The organism is Lancefieldella parvula, assembly GCF_963530955.1.
Taxonomy (GTDB): Bacteria; Actinomycetota; Coriobacteriia; order Coriobacteriales; family Atopobiaceae; genus Lancefieldella; species Lancefieldella parvula_A.
Window position 1 is genome coordinate 1 of the sequence record NZ_CAUSFQ010000014.1, and the last position, 21,195, is coordinate 21,195.

At 49.7% G+C, this 21,195-nt stretch carries 17 protein-coding genes, 2 tRNA genes and 1 pseudogene; 17 read left to right on the forward strand and 3 right to left on the reverse strand.

All coding sequences use genetic code 11. The features are described from left to right. Positions 1–61: 61 nt before the first annotated feature. The 4 genes from RWJ43_RS02090 to rplT all read left to right on the forward strand — a co-directional run bounded on the left by RWJ43_RS02090 (position 62) and on the right by rplT (position 1,578). Positions 62–145 (forward strand) — tRNA-Leu (locus tag RWJ43_RS02090). A gap of 248 nt (positions 146–393) precedes the next feature. Continuing rightward, positions 394–975 (forward strand): translation initiation factor IF-3, encoded by a 582-nt coding sequence (infC, locus tag RWJ43_RS02095; protein WP_314007195.1) that lies wholly within the window; start codon positions 394–396, stop codon positions 973–975. A 1-nt stretch (position 976) separates the two neighbouring features. Beyond that, positions 977–1,177: a 50S ribosomal protein L35 gene (gene rpmI, locus RWJ43_RS02100; RefSeq protein WP_012808612.1), complete on the forward strand. Its 201-nt coding sequence runs from the start codon at positions 977–979 to the stop codon at positions 1,175–1,177. A gap of 41 nt (positions 1,178–1,218) precedes the next feature. Next, positions 1,219–1,578: a 50S ribosomal protein L20 gene (gene rplT / locus RWJ43_RS02105; RefSeq protein ID WP_035428088.1), complete on the forward strand. Its 360-nt coding sequence runs from the start codon at positions 1,219–1,221 to the stop codon at positions 1,576–1,578. A 571-nt stretch (positions 1,579–2,149) separates the two neighbouring features. On the opposite strand, the gene RWJ43_RS02110 is transcribed toward rplT, so the two are convergent. Then, the gene (locus tag RWJ43_RS02110; RefSeq protein WP_314007198.1) at positions 2,150–3,352 is read right to left on the reverse strand and encodes an MraY family glycosyltransferase; all 1,203 of its coding nucleotides are present in this window, start codon (positions 3,350–3,352) and stop codon (positions 2,150–2,152) included. Positions 3,353–3,793: 441 nt separating this feature from the next. Here RWJ43_RS02110 and RWJ43_RS02115 point away from each other — a divergent pair. The 13 genes from RWJ43_RS02115 (at position 3,794) to RWJ43_RS02175 (ending at position 19,073) form a co-directional block, all read left to right on the forward strand. After that, a tRNA-Ala gene (locus tag RWJ43_RS02115) sits at positions 3,794–3,869 on the forward strand. Positions 3,870–3,950: 81 nt separating this feature from the next. Continuing rightward, positions 3,951–4,979 (forward strand): radical SAM protein, encoded by a 1,029-nt coding sequence (locus RWJ43_RS02120; protein ID WP_314007201.1) that lies wholly within the window; start codon positions 3,951–3,953, stop codon positions 4,977–4,979. Between the two features lie 2 nt (positions 4,980–4,981). After that, positions 4,982–5,425, forward strand: coding sequence for a hypothetical protein (locus RWJ43_RS02125; protein WP_314007203.1), 444 nt, complete (start codon positions 4,982–4,984; stop codon positions 5,423–5,425). Positions 5,426–5,485: 60 nt separating this feature from the next. Next, entirely contained in the window at positions 5,486–6,982 is a 1,497-nt protein-coding gene (locus RWJ43_RS02130; protein ID WP_314007206.1) for a nicotinate phosphoribosyltransferase, read from the forward strand. Positions 6,983–7,062: 80 nt separating this feature from the next. Further along, a complete protein-coding gene (gene argS / locus RWJ43_RS02135) occupies positions 7,063–8,907 on the forward strand; it encodes an arginine--tRNA ligase (protein ID WP_314007207.1) in 1,845 nt (614 codons plus the stop codon). 328 nt (positions 8,908–9,235) lie between these two features. After that, positions 9,236–9,916: a MarR family transcriptional regulator gene (locus RWJ43_RS02140; protein WP_313994133.1), complete on the forward strand. Its 681-nt coding sequence runs from the start codon at positions 9,236–9,238 to the stop codon at positions 9,914–9,916. Positions 9,917–10,158: 242 nt separating this feature from the next. Next, complete coding sequence (gene rho, locus RWJ43_RS02145) at positions 10,159–12,264, forward strand: transcription termination factor Rho (RefSeq protein ID WP_314007210.1); 2,106 nt, start codon at positions 10,159–10,161, stop codon at positions 12,262–12,264. A 298-nt stretch (positions 12,265–12,562) separates the two neighbouring features. Beyond that, complete coding sequence (locus RWJ43_RS02150; RefSeq protein ID WP_314007213.1) at positions 12,563–13,966, forward strand: hypothetical protein; 1,404 nt, start codon at positions 12,563–12,565, stop codon at positions 13,964–13,966. A gap of 197 nt (positions 13,967–14,163) precedes the next feature. Next, on the forward strand, positions 14,164–15,345 hold the full coding sequence (locus RWJ43_RS02155; protein WP_314007216.1) for an ABC transporter substrate-binding protein: 1,182 nt from the start codon (positions 14,164–14,166) through the stop codon (positions 15,343–15,345). A 15-nt stretch (positions 15,346–15,360) separates the two neighbouring features. After that, a complete protein-coding gene (locus RWJ43_RS02160; RefSeq protein WP_314007218.1) occupies positions 15,361–16,233 on the forward strand; it encodes a branched-chain amino acid ABC transporter permease in 873 nt (290 codons plus the stop codon). 10 nt (positions 16,234–16,243) lie between these two features. After that, positions 16,244–17,473, forward strand: coding sequence for a branched-chain amino acid ABC transporter permease (locus RWJ43_RS02165; RefSeq protein WP_314007221.1), 1,230 nt, complete (start codon positions 16,244–16,246; stop codon positions 17,471–17,473). Between the two features lie 5 nt (positions 17,474–17,478). Then, positions 17,479–18,324 (forward strand): ABC transporter ATP-binding protein, encoded by an 846-nt coding sequence (locus RWJ43_RS02170; RefSeq protein WP_314007224.1) that lies wholly within the window; start codon positions 17,479–17,481, stop codon positions 18,322–18,324. Then, positions 18,324–19,073, forward strand: coding sequence for an ABC transporter ATP-binding protein (locus tag RWJ43_RS02175; protein WP_314007226.1), 750 nt, complete (start codon positions 18,324–18,326; stop codon positions 19,071–19,073). Before RWJ43_RS02170 ends, RWJ43_RS02175 begins: the two co-directional genes overlap by 1 nt. Before the next feature lie 420 nt (positions 19,074–19,493). Here RWJ43_RS02175 and thrB read toward each other — a convergent pair whose 3' ends face one another. Further along, positions 19,494–20,423, reverse strand: a complete 930-nt coding sequence (gene thrB, locus RWJ43_RS02180) for a homoserine kinase (protein ID WP_314007228.1) — start codon at positions 20,421–20,423, stop codon at positions 19,494–19,496. A gap of 22 nt (positions 20,424–20,445) precedes the next feature. After that, positions 20,446–21,195 (reverse strand): annotated as a pseudogene (locus RWJ43_RS02185) (threonine synthase); the annotation flags it as partial.

Genomic DNA, 21,195 nt, shown 5'->3' on the forward strand with positions numbered 1-21,195 from the left:
TTTGATGATTTAGCAAGACAGATTTGCATAGGTGCGGTATAGTACCTATGCAAACTTTTTAGCCCGAGTGGCGGAATGGCAGACGCGGAGGTCTCAAAAACCTTTGAGGAAACTCGTGTGGGTTCAAGTCCCACCTCGGGCACCAGCTAAAAGTTTAAGCTAGATGTGAATTTCTCGTCATATCTAACTTGGTACTTGTAATGTCTTCTTGTTAGAGGTAACCTTACAAGGTACTTTTGAAGCGGGATTGAACGTGAGTCCCCACCTACACAGCGCAAAAGCAGCTGTCTGGTCAGACAATTTAACCTTCACACAACACTTGTGTGTATTGTCTCCCAGTTGCTTGTGCACTGGGTTTTTTATTGGCGGACAAGCAATTGTCTAAGAGGGAAGGTGTACAAGATAGCCAAGAACGATGGTCCTCGCATTAATGAGGAAATCACTGCTCGCACGTGTCGTCTTATTGACGCTGATGGTAGTCAGCTTGGTCTTTTTGGCGTCAATGATGCAATGAAGAGAGCTCGTGAGCACGGTCTTGATCTCGTAGAGATTGCTCCAAATGCCGAGCCTCCTGTATGCAAGATTCTTGATTACAGTAAGTTCAAGTATGAGCAGGCTCGCAAGGCAAAGGCAGCTCGTAAGAACCAGGTCAAGATCGAAGTCAAAGAGATGAAGTTCCGCCCAAAGATTGATGTGGGCGATTACGAGACCAAGAAGAGCCATGTACTTCGCTTCCTCAAAAAGGGAGCACGCGTCAAGATTACCATCATGTTCCGTGGACGCGAGATGGCTCACCCAGAGCAGGGCCGTATTGTACTTGATCGCCTTGCTGAAGATTTGAAGCCTTATGCCACAATTGAGCAAAAACCGCTCATTGAAGGCCGTAACATGCACATGCTCGTTGCTCCAATCAAGGGAGCGTTTGACGAGAAGCCCGAGGGTGCTGAGGATGGCACCACACAGGAGGAGAAGTAGTATGCCTAAGATGAAGACGCACAAGGGTTCGGCAAAGCGTTTCCGCCGCACCGGTACTGGCAAGATTATGCGTGCTAAGGCTTTTAAGAGCCACATTCTTACCAAGAAGTCCCAGAAGCGTATCCGTGGCTTCCGTAAAGAAGCTGTTCTTTCCGCTGGCGATGCAGCAGTAGTTTCTCAGCGTATGGGCGCTAAGAACTAAGCGCGCCACCCACCAGATCAAATAACAAGGAGTGATTAGATATGGCAAGAGTTAAGCGCGCAGTTGCTGGTCGCAAGAAGCGTCAGACGCTCGTCGAGCGCACAAAGGGTTATTACGGAACTTCCTCTCGTACCTTCCGTGGTATGAAGGAGCAGGCACAGCATTCTGGTCAGTATGCTTACCGTGACCGTCGTAACAAGAAGCGTGATTTCCGCGCACTGTGGATTCAGCGCATCAACGCTGCAGCACGCATCAACGACCTTTCTTACAGCAAGTTCATGCACGGCCTCAAGCTCGCTGGTGTTGAGCTTGACCGTAAGGTTCTCGCAGAGATTGCTTACTCTGACGAGCAGGGCTTCGCAGATCTTGCAGAGATCGCTAAGAAGGCACTTGCTGAGTAACCTCGGTTTGCACTGAGCAATTTCATTACAGCTAGATAGCTAGACCCCGTACATCCCGGATGTGCGGGGTTTTCTTTCGGCGAGAATTTCGCTGGGAGGCACGAACGGTCGAGGTCATGGCGCGCACAGTTGAGGTCACGGCGTGCCTGATTTTCTCGTCATGTCTGAACGATTTGCCGGAAAAGCTCACCATATCTGAGCTATTTGCCGGTTTTTCTCATCATGTCTGAGTAAATTCACTCAGACATGATGCAGCTTTCAGGCTCAAAAATTCAGGGCCGAAACGCCTATCTTTCATGCGCCTGATTTCATAAAAGAATCTGTAAATTTTGCCTAAAAATGCAAAAGAAACTGTGGATTTGCCTGATTTTGTTAAAGAATCTGCGCCACAAATACAGATTCTGTGCACTTTTCAGGCGTGCAATGTTGGAAAGTCATCCTTAGTGAGAAGAGCGTGTCATTTACGCACTTGGCGAGAAGAACGCGCGGTTCAGAGGCCGAGAAACCCGTGTAGTCACAGCTTACATGGTGATCGATGTGGGTGCTGGAAGAGCTCAGCTGTTTCCCCAGGTTATTCGCTCTTGTGGTCTCTGTGAATGAGTTCTTCGATGTGCTCGTGTTCTTCTTCGTGGAGCTGCTTAATTTCTTCATCGAAGCCTGGATCTTTAGGGGTAATGAGTTCGTCCTCACCAGTCTTTGGATCAGTATGGTGAAGCAGAACAGGCTCAAAGAGGTGCAGGTACTTTGCAAAGAAAGCAGACATGGTAAGTAGCATGACAAAAATTGCAATACGAGGCAGCGTATTGACCTGCGTCATAATGAGCGAGCCAACGCACAGAAGGGCAGTCCAACCGTACATCAAAAGTACCGCTTGGCGCTGATTATAACCGTGAGCCATTAAGCGGTGATGGATGTGTCCGCGGTCGGCAGTAGCAAAACTAACATGCGCGCGGGTACGGCGGACAATTGCCGAGAACGTATCAATAATTGGAATGCCTGCAACGACGAGAGGAACAATGATAGTTGTGAGTCCCGCCCAACGGGTGACGGACAAAAGTGAAATTGTTCCCAGAGCAAATCCCAAGGTTAGCGAACCAGAATCGCCCATGAAAATAGTTGCGGGATACGAGTTGTGAACCAAAAATCCAAGCGTGGTGCCCGCGATGGCTGCACTTAAAAGCGCTGCATCAAAGCGGCCCGCCCAAATGGAAAGCACAAACATAGTGGTAGAGGCAATGCAGGTAATTCCTGAAGAAAGTCCATCAAGACCGTCGATCAGGTTAATGATGTTGGCGTAAGCAACCAGGTAAATGACTGTTGCTGGATAGGCGAGCCATCCAAGATCCACAAAGCCGTACGCGGAAAACGGATCAACAACGTTACCGATAATCAGACCGCCTGCAGCCGCGATGCTTGCAGCAATTACCTGACCAGCGAGTTTCTGAATAGGCTTGAGAGAAAAAATGTCGTCAAGCAATCCGGTCAAGAAAATTACCGCAAATGCAGCGCCAACAATCCAGAAGTTGACGTTCAGGTAATAGCGAGAAGAAAGCGTAATCTCGGCATGTCCAAGGATTGCTTCAACGCCATAACGCACCAGCATAGCAACGGCTAACCCAAAGAAAATTGCAACGCCGCCCATGCGAGGAATAGGTTTTTTATTGACTCGACGTGCAGAGGGTTTATCGACAACTCCAAGCTTCCAAGCCAGTTGACGAACGGCAGGGGTAATCAGAGCTGAACCAAGACCAGCCGAGAGGAAAACACAAAACATGGTTACCCAGAGGTTCAAGCCGTATACCCTCCAATAAAAAACAGTATTTAACTGCTAAAATCCATACCATTCAATTGTGCTGCTCATTAAAAAACAAGTCAAGACTTTAATCTTTTTATAATCTCTTTATAGTAAGAATTGTCCTTCTCCCGCGGTCTAAACTGGGTGAACCGACAAGTTTTTTCAGGGAGCCTAATCTCGTGTTCAGTACAGGCATCCTTCGTTGTTAAGGAAGCTGGAACGCTCGAGTGCGGCGCCCACCTTATGAAGGTGGGTTCATAGATGACTGCGGGGAAGGATATTTTTGTGCTCAGACAGCTCGCTAGAAGGCTACGTTCCGCGGTAAAACGCCACGAGCCTCCTCGCAAGCCTACAGCCGCTCATTCCGCTCGCATAATCATTGACATACCTGCCCCTGATTGCCACAATAAGTACCGCAACGGGGATATAGCTCAGTTGGGAGAGCGCTGCCTTCGCAAGGCAGAGGCCGAGGGTTCGAATCCCTTTATCTCCACCATGACTTTGACGCGCGCAGAGACCCTGCGCGTTTTTTATACCACCATCTGCCTGGGCAGATACGACGGGAGGCGAGAAACCCTTGGGTAGTGCACCATCACCTAATACCCTTACGTTTTCTGCCTACGACGTCTGTGAACTCTGCCCAAGGCGTTGCCATGCTCAAAGAAACGCTGGTAAAGCGGGCCTTTGTGGAGCTTCAAGCACCATTCGTGTGGCTCGTTCAGCGCTGCACTTCTGGGAGGAGCCTCCTATCTCGGGCGAGGCTGGATCGGGTGCAATTTTCTTCACAGGTTGCCCGCTCAGATGTGTGTTCTGTCAGAACCACCAAATCTCGCAAGAGGGTTTTGGCAAGCCAGTTACAACTGAGCGCCTAGCCCAGATGATGCTTGAATTGCAAGCTCAGGGTGCACTCAACATCAACCTTGTCACTCCCTTGCACTTCTCGCCACACATAATTGAAGCAGTGACGCTGGCAAAAGAGGCGGGATTGACGCTCCCAATAGTGTGCAATACTTCGGGATATGAGCTGCCAGAGGTCGTACAGAAAGTTTCAAGCGTCATTGATATCTGGCTAACAGACGTCAAGTACGCAGACCCCGCGCTGGCAAAAGAGCTCTCATACGCAGCAGATTATCCAGAGATGTCCATGGCGGCGCTTGAGGTTATGCATGACTCGGTGATGAGTCGTGGCGGGCGCAAGCTGGATGATGACGGTCGCATGTTGCAGGGCATCATTGTGCGTCACCTGGTCATGCCCACGCACGCGGACGATTCCTGTGAGGTGCTCAACCGCGTCTGGAATCTTTGTCATAATGATGTAGACGTATCAATCATGAATCAGTACACGCCCAACGAGCGCATGCGCGCGGTTGGCGGTCCGCTTTCTGGAACGCTTTCTGACGAGGAGTACGAGTTGGTGCTCTGTCATGCGGATGACCTGGGCTTTGAGAACCTGTGGTGGCAGGAGGGCGGAACCGTCTCCGAGAGTTTTGTGCCAGCTTTTGACGCAACGGGCGTTGAAGGTCCCGCGCTCAAGCTCCGCACGGCACACGGAGACGCCGCCAACGACGCCACCACCAGCATCCCCGACACACAAACCGAGGAGTAACCATGTCTGTCGAGAAACCCGAAGAGCTCCAAACCACCCCAGCGCCACAGGCGGCTGCGCTCACGGACGCGGAGCGCGCCGAGCTGGAAGCGCTTCGCGCAGAGAAAGAGCGCAGGGAGCTCGAGGCTCTTCGCGCAGAGAAGGAGCGCGCTGAGCTTGAGACGCTTCGTGCAGAGAAGACCCGTGCTGCCCAGGCAGAAGCTGCAGTTCAGGCAGAGGTGGATGCAGTAGCGGAAAGTGAAGCTCAGCAGCGTGCCGCACGTCAGGCAGCTCAGCAGGAGGCCGAGCAAATTCGTCGCATTCAGGAGCAGCGCGCAAAGGGCCGTGCTCTCATGGAGCCCGATGAGGACGACGAAGACATCAAAATGCCTCTGGGGCAAAAAATTGTTATTGGAACTGTGGTAATTCTCGCAGTTGTCTTTGTTGTAAGCCAATTTATTTTGTAGGACTGCTACTCTAGATATATCGTCTCACCGTCAGTTTTTGACCAACCGAAAAGAGCAACTATGTCACTCACTGATCGTACCAAACCCTCAGACGTTAGCCTTAATACAGACTTGTATGAGCTCACGATGGCTCAAGGTTATTGGGAAGCCGGTCTTGTTAATGCAGAGGCATGCTTTACCGCATTCTTCCGCGAGAATCCCTTTAATGGTGGATTTGCAATTTCTTGTGGTACTGGTCAAATTGCTGACTTAGTTGAGAACTTTATCTTTGAAGACGACGATATTGACTACCTAGCAAGCATTAACTCTCCTGGTGGCGGTCGTCTCTTTAAGCCAGCGTTCCTTGAGTTTTTGCGTAACCACAAGCTCAATGTGACCATTGATGCAATCTCAGAGGGAGAGCTGGTTTTCCCACGTGAGCCTATGGTCCGCGTTGAGGGCTCCATTGTTGATTGCCAGCTCATTGAGACCGCCCTGCTTAACCTGGTCAACTTTCAGACTTTGGCAGCAACTAAGTGTGCTCGCGTTATAAAGGCTGCTCAGGGCAATCCTGTCTCTGACTTTGGCCTGCGTCGTGCGCAAGGTCCAGATGGTGGCTTGGCAGTTGCTCGCGCTTCCTATATTGCAGGTGCTTCAAGCACTTCAAATGTTCTTGCTGGCAAAATTTACGGCATTCCTGTCTTTGGTACCCATGCACACTCTTGGGTAATGTCGTTTGATACTGAGCTTGATGCCTTCAGAGCATTTGCAAAGTCCAGTCCAACCAACTGCTCACTTTTGCTTGATACCTATGACGTTCATGAGGGCATCAAGAACGCCATCATTGTGGCAAAAGAGATGGAAGAGCGTGGCGAGCGCTTAAGTGCTGTTCGTATTGACTCCGGAGACCTTGCACGCCTTTCTAAGGAAGCTCGCAAGGCTTTCGACGAAGCTGGCCTTCCTTACATCAAGATTTCTGTTTCAAATGATCTTGACGAGTACACCATCCAGTCGCTCTTTGCTCAGGGCGCACCTATTGACGCCTTTGGTGTTGGCACCAAGCTTGCTACCTGCGATCCTCAGCCTTCGCTTGGCGGTGTCTATAAGCTAACCGCTCGTCGTCAGTCTGCGGATGAGCCTTGGACTCCTGTTATTAAGCTGTCCGAGATGGCTTACAAGCGTACCGTCCCAGGCATTCAGCATATTCGCCGCTTCTACGATGCAAACGGCTGCCCTGCAGGCGACATGATTTTTGACCCAGATTACCTGGTCACCAAGAGTCCAGAGTCTAAGGCAACTGTTGTCGACATCATTGACCCGTATTCAACTCACAAGCTTGAAGGAACTTCTCGCGAGCTGATGGTAAGGCTGGTAGAAGGAGGTAAGCGTGTAGGGGAGAGCGAGTCTATTGAGGTTGCTCGCGACCGTTGTCACGCGGCACTTATGCGCCTGGACGCAGCGTATACGCGTTTCTTGAATCCTCAGATTTATCCTGTGGGTCTCGAGCGTGGCCTGGCCAATTTGCGTCATGAACTTGCTGCTCAACATCAGGTAAAATCTTCCGAGGAAACCGAGTAGTCCTCTAGAAGCTACGCAACCAACTACACAACCAACCACGTAATTACGCTGCACACGTGCACTAAATTTAAAGGAGAACCATGCGCGAGAAGATCGAGGAACTTGTACGTCAAGCCTTGGCAGATGCCCAGGCTGCGGGTGAGTTGCCTGAATTCCAGATTGATGATGTGGGACTTGAGCGTCCACAGGACTCATCAAATGGAGACTGGTCTTCTACGGTTGCAATGCGTTCTGCAAAGCTGGCACATAAAGCACCGCGCGATATTGCAGCAGCTCTTGTGGCACATATTGCCAAAGATGCTCAGATTGAGCGCGTTGAGGTTGCAGGTCCTGGCTTTGTAAACTTCTATCTGTCAACTGCTGCGGGCAATGAGATTTTTAATACTGTTCGCGAGCAGGGCGCAGACTTTGGCCGTTCTTCTTTTGGCGCCGGTCAAAAGGTCCAGGTAGAGTACGTTTCTGCAAATCCTGTTGGTCCTCTGCACATTGGTCATGGCCGCTGGGCTGCTCTTGGAGATTCTCTTAGCCGCATTCTTGCCTTTGCAGGTTATGAGGTTGAGCGCGAGTACTACGTCAACGATCATGGCTCTCAGATGGATGTCTTTGGTCACTCCATCTCTAAGCGCTACCTGCAGCTTATTGACATCATGCAGAAGCGCGACATTGACGCTGATGCAGCTGCGCAGGTGCTTGCAGAAGATCGCAACGCTTACGTTGCAGATGAAGATGATGCTCATCCAGAGGAGCATCCGTTTACTGACGAGTTTATCAACTCTCTTGGCGGTAATGCATACGCTGGAGACTACATTGTTGACCTGGGTCTTTTCTTCCTTAAAAATGACGGAGAGATCTGGGCAGACAAGTCTGAAGATGAGCGCATGGCAGAGTTCCGCGAGCGCGGCTACAAGATGATGCTTGAGTCCATCAAGAATACCTGTCATACCGCCCGTGCTGATTTTGATGTTTGGTTCTCTGAGCGTTCTTTGTATGTCAAGGATGACCAGGGTAAAGACGCTGTTGACCGTGCGCTCGATGCTCTTGATAAGCTTGGGTACCTGTATCGTTCTGATGAGGGCGCGCTGTTCTTCCGTTCCACTGATTTTGGTGACGATAAGGACCGTGTACTCATCAAAACAAATGGCGAGTATACCTATTTTGCTTCCGACGTTGCGTACCACTGGAACAAGTTCCAGCGTGTTGACCACGTTATTGATATTTGGGGAGCAGATCACCACGGATATATTCAGCGTGTTCGCTCTGCTGCCACAGCTCTTGGTTACCCAACTCAGTTTGAGGTTTTGCTTGGTCAGCTGGTCAATCTGCTTAGAAACGGCGTCGCCGTCAGAATGTCTAAGCGTAAAGGAACTGGTATCCACTTTGACGAGCTTCTCGCCGAGGTTGGTGTTGATGCAACGCGCTACACCCTTGTTTCAAAGTCTTCCAACCAGATGATTGACTTTGACATTGAGCAGGTAAAGCGTCAGGACAGCTCTAATCCTGTGTATTACGTTCAGTATGCTCACGCTCGTATTTGTTCTATTTTGCGCCGCGCTGCTGGCGTTGACCTTGATGAGGCAAAGGCACTTGGTATGGACGCTGTTGCAGATAAGGCTATTGGCTCTGAGGTTGATCTTGGGCTGCTCTCTGAAGACGCCGAGCAGGCGCTTGCTCGTAAACTCTTTGAGTTCCCAGGTCTTGTTGAGGGTTGTGCTCGCGATAGGGCACCATTCCGCATTACGCATTATATTGAAGAGCTTGCTGGTCAGTTCCATGCATTCTATACCGTTTGCCAGGTACTTCCTTCTGATGGACGCCCACTGGACGCAGAGCTTTCTAAGGCTCGTCTTGCTGCGTGTGATGCAACTCGTCGCGTACTTGCAATTGCTCTTGATCTGATTGGTGTTTCTGCTCCTGAGTCAATGTAAACGATAGCTAACTATGTTGTTTTGTCATGATACCGTGCAAGTATTGAATACCTGCACGGTATCTTTAGTGAATTTCTCCAGATAATTTACACATTTCTTCGTTATGTAAAAATTTTTTTAATGTATAAAAGAGATAATAAAATTAATATTTATTACTTAAATTTTATATTTCAGCATATAAAAGCCTATTTTGATGTCATATAAGCACCATTTTCTAACATATTTTTGACTAACTATTGTTTTGTCCCCACGTTAACACGTGGTTTTAGGGGTATACTCATTATGCGAGCAAATAGTAAATGGTTCGGGCATAAGAGTGGAGGTCTCTATGGAACTTCGCGAGTACATGTCCATTCGCAGGTCTTACAACTTGGTTAGAAGAGTGGTGCCTGCTAACAGACGACTCACGTTTGAAGAGTTTGCTATTTTGTGTCGCCTCAATGTGAAGGGCGCTCCTGTTAAGACTTCAGAAATTGCCGAGTATCAGAGTGCTCTTCGTCCTACGATTACTCATCGTACCTCGCACCTGGCAAGGCTTGGTTTCATCAAGAGAGATGAAGGCGCCATTGATCGACGCAACGTAGTGTGTATCATCACAGAAAAGGGTGTAGAAGCAGTTGAGGAGCTGTCCAAGCTTACCTGTGCTCGTATTGCACCTGGTCAGGCGCTTTCACGTACTTCGTTTGAGCGTATAGTCATGTATGTTGACGCTATGGGAGCTCTGTATTGCAGGGCAGCAGATATGGTCCTTCTTGCAATTCTAGATTCCCCTAAAGACGCTCTTTCAATTACAGAGATTGTTGACGCGCTTGGTCTTTTGCAGCCAACGGTTTCTATGTCTCTGACTGCTTTGGCAGAAAGTGGCCTGGTACAGCGCAAACATGACGATGCTCTTTCAAGAAGAGTAACTATGGTTGAGCTCACGCCTCAAGGCAAGACATATATCAAAGAAATCGTTCAGCAAATTGAAGATATTATTGTTAAAAGAAAGAGCCGTACAGCTGTTTAAATGATTTATGCAGATTAAAGAAATCTAGAAGATGGGTTTCTCAAGGTTTAAGGGTTAGTGGTTATAAATCCCCATTTGCCCGTTTTATGGTGAATTTTATTTATTTTTTCATCATAAGGCGGGCATTTTCGTGGTATATTCCTTTTGGATTTGCACCTATTTGATTTTGTTTGTTATCCCTTCATCATATTTCTCACGTATTTTTACAGATTATTTTGATGAGCAAACAGAGAGGTTTGTACATGTCGGACGAAACATCTTCGGTCCAAAATGATTCTTTAAATGATGTAGAAAATACTCCAGCACCACGTAGACGTGGTAGACCTCGTAAGAGTGAAAATAGTAATTCAGAAAATTCAACTTCAGAAAATACCAATTCTGAGGCAACTGAAGAAAAGGCCTCTAATTCATCTGCTGCTAAGCGTCGTCGCGGTCGTCCAACTAAAAAAGAGACTGAGGCGCGTCGTGCGGTAGAGGCTGTTGTGGCAGAGGCTATGAACGCAGCAGGCATTACAGAGCCACCAAAGCGCCGTCGTGGCCGTCCTAGCAAAGAAGAGATGGAAGAGCGTGCTCTTCACGAGCGTGCCCTTGAAGTTGCACAGGCAGAGGTCCTGGCTCAGGTCCAGGCAGGCGGCAAGGTTTCTTCTGACGTTGTAGACACTGATCGCCTTACCAAGATTGTTCAGGACGCAACTCAGCCTTCTGCAGAGGTAACTCCTACTCCCGCCTTCACCAAAGCAGAGGCGGAGGGTGCAGCTGGCCAAAATAGTAATGAAGCTCATAAGAACTTTGCTGAAGAGCAGGGTAGTGTTGAGCAGCAGGATGGTGCAGCTCAGGAGCAGGCTTCTGGTGCAGTAGCAGATTCCGAGGCAGCTCCAGCAGAGCGTCCAGGGCATTCTCGTACGGGTGCAGCACGTCGTCGACATCGTAATGCTGAGCCAAAAGAAGTAGTTCAGGAGGGCGAGAAGACACAGGAAAACGCACACGCTAACAACCAGGAGCGTCCTTCTCGCGATCGTAGACAGAACAACCAGCGCAACAAGAATCGCAAGCAGGGCCAGGCAAGCGAGCCATCGCTTTCCAAAGAGGCTCTGCAAGAGATGAAGCTTTCTGAGCTTCGTGCTAAAGCAACTGAGCTGGGCATTGAGTACGCAGGCGTTCATAAGTCTGATTTGATTGAGCTTGTATACGCTGCATCTGCAGCTGCTGAGGGCTTTAAGACTGTTGAGGGTATACTTCAGATTAGCAACGAAGGCTACGGCTGGATTCGTACAGGTAATTACATGGAAGGCGATGACGACGCCTTTGTCCACCAGCAGATTATTAGAAATCTTGGTCTGCGTCCGGGTGATAGCGTCTTGGGCATGGTGGGACCTGCTCGCGTAAATAGCAAATATCCACCACTGCTTAAGGTTACCCAGGTCAACGGTGGGGAAGTTGAGGGTCTTAAGGACCGTCCTCGCTTCAAAGACCTGACTCCAATTTTTCCAGACCAGCCTCTTACAATGGAGCACGGTAAAGATTCCATTACGGGCCGTGCAATTGATCTGGTGGCTCCTATTGGTAAGGGTCAGCGTGGTTTGATTGTCTCGCCTCCAAAGGCAGGTAAGACTACCATTTTGAAGCGCATTTGCCAGTCTATTACCACCAACAATCCTGAGGTTCACCTCTTCTGCCTCTTGGTAGACGAGCGTCCTGAGGAAGTTACGGACATGGAGCGCTCCATCAAGGGCACCGTTGTTGCTTCAACTTTTGATATGCCAGCAGAGAATCACACCGTTGTCTCGGAGCTTGTCATTGAGCGAGCAAAACGTCTGGTTGAGATGGGTCAGGACGTTGTGGTTATTCTGGACTCCATCACACGTCTTGCTCGTGCATACAACCTGGCTATTCCTGCTTCTGGTCGTATTCTTTCTGGTGGTGTTGACTCCGCAGCTCTGTATCCACCAAAGAAGTTCTTGGGTGCAGCTCGAAATATCGAGAGCGGCGGCTCGCTCACTATTATTGCGTCTGCCCTGGTAGATACAGGCTCCAAGATGGATGAGGTTATCTTCGAGGAGTTCAAGGGTACTGGTAACATGGAGCTCAAGCTTGATCGAGACCTGGCAGATCGCCGTATCTTCCCAGCTATTGATCCTGTTTCTTCTGGTACTCGTAATGAGGATCTGCTTATTAAGCCAGAGCTTCAGCCTATGGTATGGGGCGTTCGCCGTATTCTTGCAGGCTTCAACAACACTGAGCGTGCAACTACTGCTCTTATCAGTGGTCTTAAGCAGACCGACAATAACCAGGACTTCCTGATTAGATCTGCAAAGAAGGCTGCACAGTCTGACTATCCACAGAATTAGTCAGATTTAAAGATGACGCAAGAAGTGCTTTCCAATCTATGTTGGGAGGCACTTCTTTTTTCTCGTCATTTTTGTTGAATAACTGCCGAAGAATTATGAAAAAGTTTTAAAGACGCTGTAAAAAATAATGAATTACGCTATAGTCATTTCTAACAGCACAATTATGTGTTGCAGCGGATTACACAAAGATGAAATGAAGCCCACCCGTTGCTCACGTCGCCCGTATTGGGTTTAGTAGCATATGCAAATTTAGCGTGTGTCTTCATACATCTTCTTAGCGTTTGTAGGGGGAGTTTGTATGACAGAAGGTAGGAATCCGGCAGTAGTCGCCGGCCTGCTCAGTGGACTGGTTCTGGTAGCAGAACCAGCATCTGCGTATGCCCTTACCGCTAATGAAATTCGTCAAACACCTCTTGGTGCAATCTTTACAGGCATTGGAGTGGGACTTGCTGCGGTTGCAGTCATTTCTGGTGCGGCCTTGGTAGTCTCTCGCTCGGTAAATCGTGGCGAGAAAATCGATGAGGTAGAAGCAAAGAGCCAGTCAGCTGCAACGTTCCAGAGCTCAGATGAGGCTGCGTCTCCAAAGCAAGTTGCAGCTGCATCGAACTTCTCGCCAGAAGAGAGCATTGTGATTCCGCTGGACTCTTCAAGGCGCTCGATTGCTGCGTACAAGCCAAAGCACATGAGGGCTTCTCAGTGGGATATGACTGGTTCCATTCGTGTTCAGTCTGCTAAGCTGTCTGTTCAGCCTGCCAAGTTACCTGCAAAGAAGTCACAGGTTGTAAGTACGGCCGCAGAGGGTGTTCTTCCCGTTCGCGCAAAGAAGGCTCCTGCGCACTCTACAAACGACTACGCGCAGATTGCAGAGAACTACACCAAGCTTTTGAGCTGGCGCGAGCGTACCGTTGCACGTGCAAAGGGTGCTGCTGCGGTACTTCTTGAGCGCCTGGGGAAAGATCCTATGGACGGTCTGCCCATTATCGAGCGTGCTGACGGAACCGTTGGTGACGTTGGTACTGCTTGGTGGACTAAGGCTGTGGGCGAAGAGTCCATTACGCGAGATTTTGGTATTGCTGAGATTGGTGCCGAGGCTATTCCTGAAGACTTTACCAACCATGCTGCTGATATTTCTAGCCGTATCTCTTACGTTGACCAGGGAGTCTTCCCTGAGAAGCGTACGATTGACGAGCTTGAGCATGCTGATGATTGGACGCTTGCGCTGGCTGCAATGGACGAGCATCTAGCTCGCCATGATCAGCAGCAGATGCGCAAGTATCATCCAGTGCAGTTGCCGCTCATTGGTCAGGCCACTGCTGAGGCTGAAGTTGCAAGCTCGGTGGAGTTGTCGGGTGCAAGACCCGCTGCGTCTCACAAGGTTGCCGCAGCTCAGATGCGTCCTTCTCGCGAGCCAAACTACGCTGGTGTGGTTGCACAATCAACTGCAATGCCGCTGATCAAGGCTACAAACGATACGTCATCGCATGTTCAGGACATCTTTGACGCGGTTGAGCGTGAGATGGCAGCTGAGCTTCAGGCGGCTGACGAGAGATCAACGCGCGAGCTGCTTCGTCTCATTGAGGGCGGCACCAGCAAGATGAAGAAGATTTCTTCGCTTGATCTTGGCGAGAAGACCAGCGCAGACAAGGCCTCTTACAAGCCTCGTCACTTTGCTGGTGAGCTTCCGCTGGTACGTGAGGCGTAAGTAGCACACGTAGGCCAGCTGCGGGTAGTCGGAAGGTAACCGCACAATAGCCGTGTAGGCTGGGGCAGCAGAAACATCCGGTTTCTCTAAAATTATTTCAAGTTAGATAACATTTTTTGGCTGTGGTTCTTTTTTAAGGGCTGCAGCCATATTGTGTTGTGTCACATATTCGACGCTATGGAGAAAAGGAGATGAATATGGCACATAAGCTAACGCGACGACGCTTTTTGGAGGTGGCCGGGACCATTGCGGGGTCGTTTGCTCTAGCAGGCTGTTCGCCAAAGAACCAAGACCCTAACTCCATTTACGTTGGCGTGATGGGACCGTATACCGGCGACGTTGCCCAGTATGGCCTTGCGGTGCGTAGCGGCATTTTGCTGTACCTCAAGGAATTCAACAAGAATGGTGGAGCTGGTGGCCGCCAGATTGTCCCTATTGCAGAGGACGAGAAGGGCGATTCAACCGAAGCCATTCTTGTCTATAACAAGCTTCTTGACGAGAATGTTTGTGCAATTCTGGGTGACGTTACCTCAACGCCAACCATTGCACTGGCACAGAAATCGGTACTGGACAACATTCCTTGCGTAACGGCATCTGCAACAGCAGAAGATGTTGTTGCCCACGGCAATAACATGTTCCGTGCTACTGTCACCGACCCATTCCAGGGCGTTGTTCTTGCAGAGTTTGCTAAAAAGCAAGGCTATCAGCGTGTAGGAACCATCTTTAACTCTGGCGGCGATTACGAGATTGGCGTAAACAACGCATTTGTCCAGAGGGCTCGTGAGTTGGGCATTGAGGTTGTATCCCAGCAGGGCTATCCAATGGGAGCTGTTGACTTTAACGCCCAGCTTACCAGCATTATTGGACTGGATCCTGATGCCATTTTAGCTCCAAACTATTACCAGGATAACGGCAAGATTGTGACGCAGGCTCGCCAGCTTGGCTGCAAAAAGCCTTTTATGGGCGCAGATGGTTGGGCAGGCATTATTGGCGGCGAGCAGGACTATGCTTCTGCGGCTGACCTTGAAGGATGCTTCTATTGCTCTGCCTTTGTTGCTTCAAATCCAGATGAAAAAGTTCAGCATTTTGTTAAGGCTTATACCGAGGAATACGGTGAGGCTCCAACTAACTTCTGTTCTTTGGGCTATGACGCAGCAATGATTCTTTGCTCCGCTCTTAAGACTGTCGAGAAACGCGGCTATACCTACAACTCTAATGAGTATAGGCAGGCAATTATTGACGCTATTGCATCTGGTGTGGTCGAAGGTGTTACTGGAACCCTTTCATATCAGGGAACAGGTGACCCAGTGAAGTCCACCTTGATTATTACCTTTAAAGATGGCAAAGAGTCCATCTATGACACGATCAATCCTTCATAGAAAAGAGAACCTCAGATGTTTTTGACTCAGGTGCTCAATGGACTTCAATTGGGCAGTATTTACGCACTGGTGGCGCTTGGTTACACAATGGTGTACGGCATCATCTTGCTTCTTAACTTTGCACATGGTGACATCATCATGTTCGGCTCCTACGTTGCTTGGATTGCGCTTGTTCAGTTAGGACTCAATCCTGCAATCGCCGTTCTTCTCGCCATTTTTGGCTGCGTTTTGCTGGGCGTTCTTATTGATAAGGTTGCCTATGCACCACTCAGAGAAGCTCCAAGGCTTTCTATTCTGATTACCGCAATTGGTGTTTCTTACCTGCTTGAAAATGGTGTTCAGCTACTTCTTGGCGCTGACGCTAAGGTTGTTCCAAGCATCATTGACCTGGGAACTGTTCAGGTATTTGGTTCGACGCTCTCCGGCACTGCACTTTTGACTGTTGCCGTTACTATTGTGGCAACCGTTGTTCTGACCCTTTTGGTTCAGAAGACTCGTCTTGGTAAGGCAATGCGTGCCGTTTCTGAGGACATGGGCGCTGCTCGTCTAATGGGCGTCAACGTCAATAGCACTATTAGCTTTACCTTTGCAGTTGGTTCCGCTCTGGCAGGCATTGCAGCTATTCTGTACTCCATGGCATACCAGCAGGTTTCTCCTACCATGGGCGTCATGCTGGGCACCAAGGCATTTGTCGCAGCAGTTCTTGGCGGCATTGGCTCCATTCCTGGCGCTGTTATTGGCGGCCTTATTGTTGGCTTCTCCGAGGTCTTTGTTGCTGCCTTTGGTCTGTCTGTCTGGCAGGATGCAGTAGTCTTCTTACTCTTGATTCTTGTTCTTGTTGTGAAACCAACTGGCCTGCTTGGCCGACCAGTTACCGAGAAAGTGTAAGGAGGCTCACATGACTAAAATGTATCCACGCGATAATAACCACAACCCCGTAATTGTCACTGGTTTTGGTGGAAAAGATGGTCAGCGTCGTGAGCTCACTATGCCTGCTCGCTATGCCATCAATGCAATTCTTGTTGCGCTCTTTGTCTTTGGTGGAAACTTCCTGGTAGGAGAGGGCCTTATTTCTCGCTATCAGACCGTTGTTTTTGAGCAAATTGGCGTATATGTTCTGATGACCGTTTCTCTGAACATTGTTACCGGATATCTGGGACAGCTTCCTTTGGGCCACGCTGGCTTTATGTCCATTGGTGGTTATGCCTGCGCAATCTTTATCATTCGCATGATGCCACTCTTTGGTCTGGATGCTCAGTCCATGGCCTCAGGCTCTACACCTGCAGTTATTCTTTTTGTTGTGGGCCTTTTGTTTGGCGGCATTTGCGCCGCTCTGATGGGTGTGGTTATTGGTATTCCAGCACTTCGTCTTCGCGGTGATTACCTGGCCATCATTACTCTGGGCTTTGCAGAGATTATCCGTGTTGTCCTGGTAAACATTGACTCTGCTCTTGGCTTCAAGCTTACTGGTGGCGCATCAGGCCTCACGGGTATTCCTGCTTATACAGGCTACCTGAACACCGCAATTGTTGTTTCGCTTGCTATCTTTGCTATTCATACTCTTATGAAGTCTAGACATGGACGTGCTATTCTCGCCATCCGCGATAACGAGATTGCTGCAGAGGCATCAGGTGTCAACACTACGTACTACAAGACTTTGGCCTTTGTCTTCTCCGCGTTTCTCGCAGGTATTGCGGGTGGCCTCTACGCAGGCTGCATTGGCGTTATGGCGCCTGCCAAGTTTGGCTTCATGAAGTCTGTTGAGATTCTGGTTATGGTTGTTCTTGGTGGCATGGGCTCTATGTTTGGTTCCGTTGTGTCTGCAACTGTCCTGACCGTACTCCCAGAGGCTCTACGTGCCTTTGCTGACTATCGTATGGTTGCTTACGCAATTGTCTTGATTCTGGTCATGATCTTCAGACCTGAGGGTCTGTTTGGCTCGTATGACTTCTCGCTGTCTCGCATCATCGAGCGAGTCATGAACAGAGACTTCCCTTGGAACAAGGATGACTCGGACGAGCAGACAGACGTGCAGGTCAACACGAAGGCAGACGCTCAGGCAAACGAGCAGTCGGATACGCAGGTAGATACGCAGGTAGAAGCCTCAACTGATTCGAAGGAGGCGTAAGAGCGATGGCAACTAAAAACACTACAAAACTTATCAGGCAAGAGTCTCCTAACCTCATTCCTGAGCGAGACCTTGGCGCAATTCCAGTTCTTCAGGCTGAGCACCTTGGCATTGACTTTGGTGGCTTGACTGCTGTTAACGACTTCAACATTGCTCTTGGTCCTACCGAGATCTCTGGCATCATTGGCCCTAACGGTGCAGGTAAAACAACTGTTTTTAACTTGCTTACCTGTGTCTATAAGCCAACCCGTGGTACCGTAATGATTGACGGCTACGACCTTGCTGGTAAAAGCGTTGTTGAAGCAAATCATATGGGTATTGCCCGCACCTTCCAGAACATTCGACTGTTCAACAACATGACTGTTATGGAGAACATTCAGGTTGGTCAGGGTAGCCACATGACGTCTCATTTCTTTGAGGACGTCCTTCGTCTTCCAGCTCACTGGAAGCAGGAGAAAGAGAGCGCCGATAACGCCCGCGATTTGCTGCACATTTTTGGTATGGAGAACCTTGCAAATACCCTTGCAGGCAACCTGCCTTATGGCGCTCAGCGCAAGCTTGAGATTCTTCGCGCTCTGGCAACGCAGCCTAAGATTTTGCTGCTTGACGAACCAGCTGCAGGCATGAACCCAGCAGAGACCGACGAGCTTATGGAGAATGTCCTTAAGATTCGTGATGATTTCAAGATTGCTGTTCTTCTCATCGAGCATGATATGAAGTTTGTGATGGGTATCTGCGAGGGACTTGCTGTCCTTGATCACGGCAACATCATCGCAAAAGGTACGCCGGAAGAGGTTCAGAACAATCCTCGCGTTATCGAGGCTTATCTTGGAAAGCAGGAGGTGCGCTAATGGCCGCTGAAACTACAAACACCCAGGCAGCAGGCGCAGAAAAAACCCTGCTGTCCGTCAAGGATCTTAATGTTTCTTACGGTGCTATCCACGCAGTTCAGGGTATCTCTTTTGACATCCACGAGGGTGAGATTGTCACCCTTATTGGCGCAAACGGCGCAGGTAAATCAACTACACTGAACACCATTGCTGGTCTAGTAAAGCCTGACTCTGGCACCATTACCCTTGACGAGAAAAACCTTGTAGGCCAGCGCGCTCACAAGATTGTTGAGTCTGGTTTGGCGCTATGTCCTGAGGGCCGCCGTGTGTTTTCTCGCATGAGTGTTGCTGAAAACCTTGAGATGGGCGGCTATACGCAGCCCGATTCCCAGAACGCTAAGACCGTCAAGATGGTCTACGAGCATTTCCCACGTCTTCGCGAGCGCAAGAATCAGCTGGCAGGAACGCTGTCTGGAGGCGAGCAACAGATGCTTGCTATGGGTCGTGCTCTGATGAGCAGGCCAAAGCTTTTGATGCTTGACGAGCCTTCCATGGGTCTGGCTCCTATTCTGATTGAGGAAATCTTCCAGATTATTCGCCAGCTCGGCGATGCAGGAACCACCATTTTGCTGGTTGAGCAGAACGCTAATATGGCACTTAAGGTTGCCGACCGTGCATACGTTCTTGAGCTTGGTAAGGTTGCTAAGCATGGCACCGGCCAGGAGCTTCTCCACGACGATGACGTTCGCAAGGCTTACCTCGGCGCATAAACGCAACTAGTGGCAAATGTGCTTTGACGTCAACGTACCTTAAACGTTAACCCGGCTCCCACACAACGTAGGAGCCGGGTTTTGTTGTCATGTCTGAACAGTTTGCCTGAAAAGCGCACCATATCTGAGCTATTTGCCGGTTTTTCTCGCCAAGTCTGAGTTAATTTACTCAGACTTGATGTAGTTTTCAGGCTCGCAAAATTTGGCGCGGCGCAGCCTATCTTCACGCGCCTGATTTCTTCAAAGAATCTGTAACTTTTGCCTAAATACGTAAAAGAAACTGTGGATTTGCCTGATTTCATCAAAGAATCTGTGCCTCAAATACAGATTCTTTACACTTTTCAGGCGCACCTGGCGAGAAACCCGTGTTGTCGCAGGCGTACTTGTTAGTACACGCATTGACCGAGCGCAGTTGTCACGTTAAATCTCGTCGAAAGTGTTGTGGTGTTGCTGACCGTCGTCCAAGGTAAGGACGGTACCTAGAAGCGCTGGCTCAAGAATTTGAATCCAAAGATCGCCTCTGACCTGCTTTGCATTCTCGGCAACAGCGCGAGCTGTAACAGGGGAGTCGCAGATGGCAACCATGGTGGCACCTGAGCCCGAGATGACAAAGGCGCAAGCACGAGCAAGCTTAGCTACCTGTTTGAGCTCTTCGTAATCAGGAATGAGCTCCTTGCGGTAGGGCTCATGGAGTTTGTCGTTGCAGGCAGCTGCCAAAAGACCTCCATTGCCTGTTTCAAGTGCATGGGTAACAGCAACGGTACGACCCATTTGATAAACAGCGGTCTGAAGAGAAATATTCTGCGGAACTACCTTACGAGCATCCTCGGTGTTGACCGTGTACGGCGGCGCAATCGCAACAAAAGAGAGACCGCGCGCTACCAGCCTTCGAGTACAAACGGTATGCCCGCCCTCAACAAATGACGAGGTCAGACCACCGTAAATTGCAGGGGCAACATTATCGGGATGGCCCTCAAAATGACAGGCAAAGTCGAGCGCACGCTCAGGATCCCAGCCGCCATGAGACTCGGTCATCGCGGCTGCAATACCTGCAATTACGCAGGTAGAACTTGAGCCAAGTCCACCAGAAAGCGGAATAGGCGAGTCGATAGTGATGTGCTTAGGAGTAGGCTCTTCGCCCAGCTTTTCGCAGGCTCTAACATAAGACGTCCAGACAAGGTTGTCATCGTTTCTGAACTGCTCGGGGCAGCCGTCAATGATGAGCGCAGGCGACTCTCTAAACGTAATCTTTGCGCGCAGGTTAAACGCAAGACCCAGCGTGTCGTAACCGACTCCGATGTTTGCAGAGGTAGCAGGTACAGAGACGGTCAAGATAGTGTTGTCGAGCATGCAGAACCTGCTTTCTCAGTAACTAACAAGCAAAAATACGCCCGCATGCTTCAGAAACGTACGAAGCAAGCTGTTCCTTCTCGCGAACGTCAGTATGAATGATAACGTTATCATTCAGCGATGAAAGCTGGATTGGCGGATTAGTGCCCGTGATTTCGGCGAGCGTATGCATACATGCAAAGTCATCCAGGCCAGCGGTCGAGTGGCCCAGCGCGGCAAGCACGTCGGACGAGAACTTATATGGGCTGGCAGTAGACAGACAAACGCGCACGTTACCCGCCTGGCGAGAAACTCTGTCAAGCACGTGCTTTGCGACGGCTGTGTGAGGGTCAATCAGCACACGACAATTCTCCCAGGTAGAACGGATAGTCTCACGCGTCTGGTTGTCGGTGGCAAAACCAGCATCAAAGGTTTCGCGGATGGTGTCCATCACCTGAGCAGGAACCGTGTAGACACCCTTGGTTACCAGCTGGTCCATCAGATAGCTGACAAGCTCGGTGTCTTTGCCAGATGCAAGATAGAGGAGTCGTTCAAGGTTTGATGAAACCAGAATGTCCATCGATGGAGAGATGGTCTTTTCAAATGCGCGCCTGCGATCGTAGATGCCTGTTTCCAAGAAATCGGTCAGCACCTTATTGCTGTTAGAAGCCACAATGAGGCGATCAACAGGTAGTCCCATTTCTTTTGCAAAGTAACCTGCGAGGACGTCGCCAAAATTGCCGGTTGGCACGCAGAAAGTAACTTTTTGACCTTGGGTGATGGTGCCCTTGGC